This is a genomic window from Gilvimarinus sp. 1_MG-2023 (assembly GCF_030548285.1).
In genome coordinates this window covers 1-283 of record NZ_JAUOSC010000857.1, presented here as the reverse complement: position 1 = coordinate 283, position 283 = coordinate 1, and the positions used below count along the sequence as shown (strand labels likewise).

The 283-nt window shown below is 58.7% G+C and carries 1 pseudogene; it reads left to right on the top strand.

What is annotated here, in order from left to right:
* Positions 1 to 20 precede the first annotated feature (20 nt).
* A pseudogene (locus Q4563_RS19325) lies at positions 21 to 283 on the top strand (transposase); the annotation flags it as partial.

Sequence of the window (283 nt, the reverse complement as noted above, 5' to 3'; positions counted from 1 at the left end):
AAGCAGCCCTGTTGGCCTGTATGGCTTACGTCGACCTGAACCCCGTCAGAGCAGGCATGGCCAACACGCCGGAAACGTCTGATTACACCTCGATCAAAAGCCGTGCCGAACGTGCCAAAACAGCAGCCGATCCCGATAGCCGAACACAACAGCCGACCTGCTTGTTGCCCTTTGTCCGCAACGCCAAAGAGCAAGAGCTGGCAGGTATCCCCATGCCACTCACCGATTATCTGACGCTGGTTGACGGGACTGGTCGCCTGCTCCGGGCTGACAAACCTGGAGC